The following is a 6,209-nucleotide window of genomic DNA, read 5'->3' on the forward strand; positions in this document are numbered from 1 at the left end:
GCCTAGGGGAGTGCTCTGAGGCTGTCGCAGGTACAACAGGGTGGCAACGATGGACAAGTAACGCAGTGTCCCGTCGCTCATCAGCCGGGCCGGAACCGTGAATGATTTACCGCCCGCCCTTTCGTCGAGTGCAAGCATCACGTCGACGAGTCGTTCATCAGGCAAGCGACCCTCGGAGAACGTCAGCTGCTCTACCTGAGTCTCGATCAAGCCTCTGACGAGGCCGAGGAGACGGTGCCACGCCTCGTCGTCGTTGCGCAGCTCGTAGGCCATCGCCGACAGAGAACGACCTGTGCGATCGGGGACAGTGCCGATTCGGACGTAGTCGCGCATCAGTGAGGGGGCAGGGTCTAGAAGAAAGACCCCCTTCAGGGCTCCAAGGACTTCGAGACAACATTGGACCACTAGTTTCCTCGCTTGCGAGTCTTGAGGAACCTTGGTGGTCGCTTGTGCTGTCGCAAGTCGAGATGACAGGAAGTGGTAGGTGCGGGGGGCTCCTGCGCTGTAGACGCGTGCGTCGGAGATGCCTGAACCGCGGGCCTGTCGCGATGAGTCAATAAGTACTGCAGTGCTGCCGGTCTTGCGGGTGAGCACGAGCTTCTCGGACACGATCTCGGATGTTGTYGGATCAAGGGTGATTTTCAGTTCGAGCCTTTGGCCGGCCTCCGAACTGGTTGTGCAGCCGACCGAAACCAACCCCTCCCCAAAGGGTGCAGCGCCAGCCAGCCCTCCTCTCAGCCCAGCCACCTCTTGGTCTCCGCGTTCGAGGTCGTTTACGTCGCGCTCATCGGCCAACAGAGCGAGGAGGGAGAGAGCGTCAAGCACGTTTGACTTGCCGCTGCCGTTCCGTCCGACCAACAACGTGACGGGGCGCAGGGAGATCTGCTGACGGTGATGGCTCTTGAACGCGTCAAGCGAGATGCTTCTTAGTTCCGCTGCAGGCATGCCGCAAGTCTGGCACTGTCCCCACCGTTAGCGCTGGAGGCCGACCAAGGTGCGCGCCGTGGTCTGCCAGTCCGGGGAGCTCGGAGGGTCTGCGCGGCGGGCACTGTCCTCCCGACTTGTAGCCATCTAGGAAGCGACCCCGGTGGCTCGGATGGCCGGGGCCGGATGGGTGCTGATTTTCATCCCAGAGGTGCAGGTCCCGGTGCTCCTTCGCGGAGAGCGAACGCTGACCTGGGCGTTGCCGTGTCCGCAAACACCGCACGTGCACCCTTCTTGAACGARAGCCGCTCCGACACCCGTCGGGGCGGCTYTCGTGCTCTGTCTGCGAGCGTCGGAGGTGCCGCACACCTAGATCACCGGGGAGCTCAAGAGCAAGATCGGCACCATCTAAAACGCGTTCTGGTCAGGCGGCATTGCGAACCACCTCGATGTGATCGAGCAGATCACCTACCTTCGGTTTATCCGTCGCCTCGGCGACCTCCAGACACTGGCGAGAAGAAGGCCAACCGGACCGGCCAGCCGATTGGGTCGCCGGCTTCTGAACGCCGGCTCCGAGGTGGAGGACTCGCTCTCCCAGCCCGGTCAGGCCGACCTGCGGTGGTCGAAGTTCAAGGAGTTCGAGCCCGGGGTCATGCACCAGGTCGTGGGAGGAGGCGTCTTCCCAAGGACCCCGTCCTGCTCGACTTCCTCCGGCACAGGCTCTTCGGTCATTTACTAGCTCCGGGCTAGTAGTTGGGCACATCCTTGCAGCAGCGTCTGCCGTTTCGACGCGCCGTGGCTCGACGATGGTGAACGATGTGGCTGTGAAGTCTTCTAGCTGGCCGAAGCCCGCCGTCCTGTTCGTTGTTGTCGCCTTACTTCTCGCACTGGGTGCATGTGGCGCGGACGAGGGGCGAGGAGCCGCACCAGCCGAGTCGGCACCGTCCGAGGTGGAATCCACCTCAACCCCGGACGAGACCCCCACAGCAGCGACGCCAGAGCCGACGGAGGAGCCCACTCCTAGCGCCACCGAAACCACCGAGACCACCGAGACCACCGAGACCACCGAACCGGCTGCACAGATCCTTACGGTCGAATGCTTCGATCCAAACGATCTGGACTCCGTTGTCTCCTTCACGATCGATCGGTCGGACCCGGACTTCAGCGAGGCATGGTCAACGCCGATCCCCGTCGACAAAAAGCTCGACTATGCCATGTGCTCTGAGGTAGACACGGGGTACTCCGGTGGTGGACCCAAACTCACGCCCGTCACTGCGGTCGAGCAGACGATCTGGAACAGCGACGAAAGCAACAGCATCTACAAGCGCCAGCGCTCAACGCTGTCGAATGTCTACGTCCAGTGCGTCGAGCACGACACCCCCGATCTGCTGAAGGACTACCCAAGCGCGCCCAATTTGGTCGAGGAAGCCCAAACCATGCTGCTCTTGTGCCCCGATCACCCCAACGCCGCAGCCATGAGAAAGCGGATCGCGGTCCAAGCGGGTTTCAATCAGCAGATCATGAACGGCGAGACCATCCGTGGCAACGACACCTTCATCGTCGGTCAGGACGTTGAACCCGGCACGTACCGAACCTTCACCGCAGGGGGGGTCTTCCCGTGCATCTGGTCGCGGCGCAACGCGTCCGACCGCCCGATCGCACAAGGTGGCGCGAAGCAAGGCCGGGCGCACGAGCTCACCGTCACCATCGCCCCGAGCGACTACTCCTTCGACACCGAAGGTTGCGGGGTTTGGTTCCAACTCGAGTAGCGACTCCACGTAAAGGCGAGCAGGCCCTGCCACACGCTGGTGCTTCGGTCGTGGGTGCTGATTCTTCGCACAGGGGGTGCGGGACTGTCCAGGGCTTCGCAGATTGGTGCACCTGACCTGCGGGTTCTCCAATCCACGAACACCCCACCACCAGCCAGCCCTCTTCACGCGAGCCGCCCCGAGACTCCTCGGGGCGGCTCGCGTGCGTCGTGCGCCCGGACGGCGGCGATTGAGCCGGGCGTCCCGGCTGGGTAGCGTCGTGAGGCGGCGCCGCCCGGCGCCGACACCCCCGCGCCCCGAGGAGTACTGCCGTGCCGAAGATCTTGATCGTCCTGACCGGTTCCGACCACTGGACCCTCACCGACGAGACCTTGCACCCGACCGGCTTCTGGGCCGAGGAGCTGCTGTCCCCGCTGCAGGTGTTCTCCGATGCCGGGATCGACGTCGACCTCGCCAGCCCGGAGGGCAGGACTCCCGTGGTGGACGAGGGCAGCCTCGCCCCGGACACCATCGGCGAGGAGGAGTCGGCAAAGCAGCGCAAGGCCCTGGACGACCTCGCCGGCCGGCTCGAGTCGACCCTGGTCCTCGCCGACGTCGACCTCACCTCCTACGACGCCGTCTTCGTGCCCGGCGGCCACGGCCCGATGGAGGACCTCGCCGTCAGCGACGACCTCGGTCGCATCCTCGTGACCATGCTCGACGGCGGCAAGATCGTCTCCTCGGTCTGCCACGGCCCGGCCGGTCTCCTGCCGGCCAGGCGCGCCGACGGCTCCTGGCTGTTCGCCGGGCGAAACCTGACCGCCTTCACCGACGCAGAGGAGGAGCAGGCCGGGCTCGCCGACAAGGCGCCCTGGCTGCTGGAGTCCCGTCTGCGCGAGGCCGGCGCGACCTTCTCCTCGGGAGAGGCGTGGGCCCCCTTCGTGGTCGTGGACGACAACCTGGTGACCGGCCAGAACCCGGCGTCCAGCACCGAGGCCGCGCAGAAGGTCGTCGGACTGCTCACGTCCTGACGACGGTCGCGCGAGGTCAACGAGGTCTGCGACTCGCTTGGGTGTGGGATCGGTGCCACCTGGTGACACCGATCCCACATCCAACGCGTCAGGGTGCGATGACTGACCCGCCGCCCGCCTGGAGACCGGCCAGCCGCCGCAGGTCGCCGAGCACCTCGTCGAGGCGGTGGACGAGCGAGATGTGGCCCTCGCAGTCCAGGAGGTGCGCCTCCGCTCCCGGGACGCGCGCGGCGAGCCACTCGCCGTGGGCGAAGGGCACCATGGCGTCCTGCCGGCCCTGCCAGATGGCCACCGGCACGGCGATCTCGCTCAGGTCGAAGCCCCACGGGCTGACGGCGGCGAGGCCGTCGTCGCGGACGCCTCGCGTCCCCTGGGCTCCGGCCCGGCGGAAGGTGCGGGCCAGCCAGTCGGACATCTCCTCGGTGAGCGCCTCCCGGTCGACGGGGGTCACCAGGCCGCCCAGGGCCTCGGTCAGCTCCGCCGGTGTCGCCTGCAGGATCGGCGTGAAGCTCGCGTCCAGGAACGACTCGTAGGCCTCGGGCCCGGCCTCGGCGGCGCGGTACTCCTCGTGGTTCTCCTCCGCCATCCCGGCGAACCAGTCCAGGTCGTCGGCGTCGTACGGCGCGACACCGGCGAGCGACACGGCGCCGCGGCAGCGGTCAGGCAGCAGCGCCGCGCAGGCGAGCGCCCGCGGCCCGCCGCCCGACCAGCCCAGGGTGAGGAACTCGTCGATCCCCAAGTGGTCGAGGACGGCGAGGGACTCCTCCACGTCATCGACGTAGCGTCCGGGCTCCGGTCGCGGCGTCGAGGCGCCGTAGCCGGGGCGGGAGTAGGTGACCAGTCGCAGGCCGAGGCTCGAGGCGACGGCGTCGAGGGGCGCGTACTCCGCGGCCGCCGAGGGCGAGCCGCCGTGGTGGAGCAGCGCGAAGCCGTCGGGATCGCCGCCGGTGAGCACCTCGATCACGCGGTCGTCCCGCGTGGGTACGAGGTGGAAGGTCGAGGCGCCAGGGGTCATGCCGGCCAACGTAGTGCCCGGTCGGCTGTGCGTCCGGGCCGCTATCCTCCGCCGCATGGCCGACTGCGTGTTCTGCGGGATCGTCTCGGGGGCCGTCCCCGCCGAGCTCGTGCTGGAGCGCGACGACTTCGTGGGGTTCCTCGACGCCCGCCCGGTCTTCAAGGGACACGTGCTGCTCGTGCCCCGCGAGCACGTCGAGACCCTCCCGGACCTGCCGGCCCCGCTGCGCGACGGCTTCCTCGCCGCCGCCCAGGACCTCGCGGGCGCGGTCAAGGAGGCGCTCGGCGCGCAGGGCTCCTTCGTCGCCATGAACAACACGGTCAGCCAGTCCGTCCCGCACCTGCACCTGCACGTCGTGCCCCGCACCAAGGGCGACGGGCTGCGCGGCTTCTTCTGGCCCCGAACGAAGTACGCCGACGGCGAGGCCGCCGACCACGCGGCACGCCTTCGCGCCGTCCTCGACGGCTGAGCGCCCTCCTCGGGGTCCTTGTCGGGCTGCCCCGTCCGTGGTGGAATGCGCCAGCGTCACGGCCGCGGGGGCACCGGCGCGAGGGGGAMCGTCGATGCACCGTGTTGTCGTGCTGCTGCTGGTCCTGGGCGGGCTGGGCCTGGGCGCGCCCCCGGCGGGCGCTGTCGATCGTCCGCAGCTCTCCGCGGCCCGGGGGAGCGTCGCCTCGGGCACCGCGGTGGTCCTGCGGGGGACGATGACCGGGTCGCGCACGCGCGTGGTCCTGCAACGGCGTACGCCGTCGGCCTGGCGCGCCGTCGCTGCGCAGCGGAGCACGGTCCGCGGCGCCGTCCGGTTCCGGCTGGTCCCGCCCGACGGCGACCAGCGGTACCGACTCCGCGAGCCCGGCCGACGCGGACGTGCCGGCCGGTCTGCCGCCGTGTCCGTGCGCGTGTCCTGGCAGCCGACGGTGACGGTGGACTCGGCCTCCCACGCGCCCGCGACGGGGGGCGCCGCCACGACGTCGGTGGCCGGCTCCTCGGGCCGGCTGGCGGGGGTCGTGCTGCACCGGGAGGTGCGCGGAACGGACGGGACCTGGGCCACGACCGGCACGACGCGGATCGGTCCCGACGGTCGGTGGAGCGACACCTTCGCGAGCCGGGACGGGGACCAGGTCCGCTACCTCGCGCCGCCGTCGGGTGCTCGGCTGGAGGCCCGGTCGACGACCGTGGCGGTCGCGGCCCCCGCCCTGGCCCCCACCCCGCAGCCCGCCCCACAGCCCGCCCCCACGCCGGACCCGACGCCTGACCCGACGCCGGACCCGACCCCGGACCCGACGCCTGACCCGACGCCGGACCCGACCCCGGACCCGACGCCGGACCCGACCCCGGACCCGACGCCCGACCCCACCCCTGACCCGACGCCCGACCCCACCCCGGACCCCGATCCCGAGCCGGCTCCCTCGCGGCTGCCGGTCGGCGCGACCACGTCGGTCCTCCTGCCCGACGGCGTCGCCTCCGTCGACCTTCCGGTCGACCTCGACG

6 protein-coding genes are annotated in these 6,209 nt (G+C 69.3%); 4 read left to right on the forward strand and 2 right to left on the reverse strand.

Annotation, left to right across the window (positions count from 1 at the left end; translation table 11 throughout):
* On the reverse strand, window positions 1-945 hold a 945-nt coding region (locus ACXJKL_RS11920; protein ID WP_457207262.1), incomplete at its 3' end, for an AAA family ATPase.
* Between the two features lie 803 nt (window positions 946-1,748).
* Here ACXJKL_RS11920 and ACXJKL_RS11925 point away from each other — a divergent pair.
* Both ACXJKL_RS11925 and ACXJKL_RS11930 read left to right on the forward strand, forming a co-directional pair.
* Window positions 1,749-2,693, forward strand: a complete 945-nt coding sequence (locus ACXJKL_RS11925; RefSeq protein ID WP_457207263.1) for a hypothetical protein — start codon at window positions 1,749-1,751, stop codon at window positions 2,691-2,693.
* Between the two features lie 311 nt (window positions 2,694-3,004).
* Complete coding sequence (locus ACXJKL_RS11930; RefSeq protein WP_457207264.1) at window positions 3,005-3,703, forward strand: type 1 glutamine amidotransferase domain-containing protein; 699 nt, start codon at window positions 3,005-3,007, stop codon at window positions 3,701-3,703.
* A gap of 88 nt (window positions 3,704-3,791) precedes the next feature.
* Here ACXJKL_RS11930 and ACXJKL_RS11935 read toward each other — a convergent pair whose 3' ends face one another.
* Window positions 3,792-4,718, reverse strand: coding sequence for an alpha/beta fold hydrolase (locus ACXJKL_RS11935; protein ID WP_457207265.1), 927 nt, complete (start codon window positions 4,716-4,718; stop codon window positions 3,792-3,794).
* A 55-nt stretch (window positions 4,719-4,773) separates the two neighbouring features.
* On the opposite strand from ACXJKL_RS11935, the gene ACXJKL_RS11940 reads away from it, so the two are divergent.
* Both ACXJKL_RS11940 and ACXJKL_RS11945 read left to right on the forward strand, forming a co-directional pair.
* The gene (locus ACXJKL_RS11940; protein ID WP_457207266.1) at window positions 4,774-5,187 is read left to right on the forward strand and encodes an HIT family protein; all 414 of its coding nucleotides are present in this window, start codon (window positions 4,774-4,776) and stop codon (window positions 5,185-5,187) included.
* 94 nt (window positions 5,188-5,281) lie between these two features.
* Window positions 5,282-6,209, forward strand: a 928-nt coding sequence (locus ACXJKL_RS11945) for a hypothetical protein (RefSeq protein WP_457207267.1), incomplete at its 3' end; no start/stop codon positions are given.

Source organism: Nocardioides sp. P5_C9_2, from assembly GCF_054049555.1.

Excerpts from the sequence above, each read along its gene's own strand:
- ACXJKL_RS11935 (WP_457207265.1), bottom strand. The coding sequence starts at position 4,718 with ATGACCCCTGGCGCCTCGACCTTCCACCTCGTACCCACGCGGGACGAC.
- ACXJKL_RS11940 (WP_457207266.1), top strand. The coding sequence starts at position 4,774 with ATGGCCGACTGCGTGTTCTGCGGGATCGTCTCGGGGGCCGTCCCCGCC.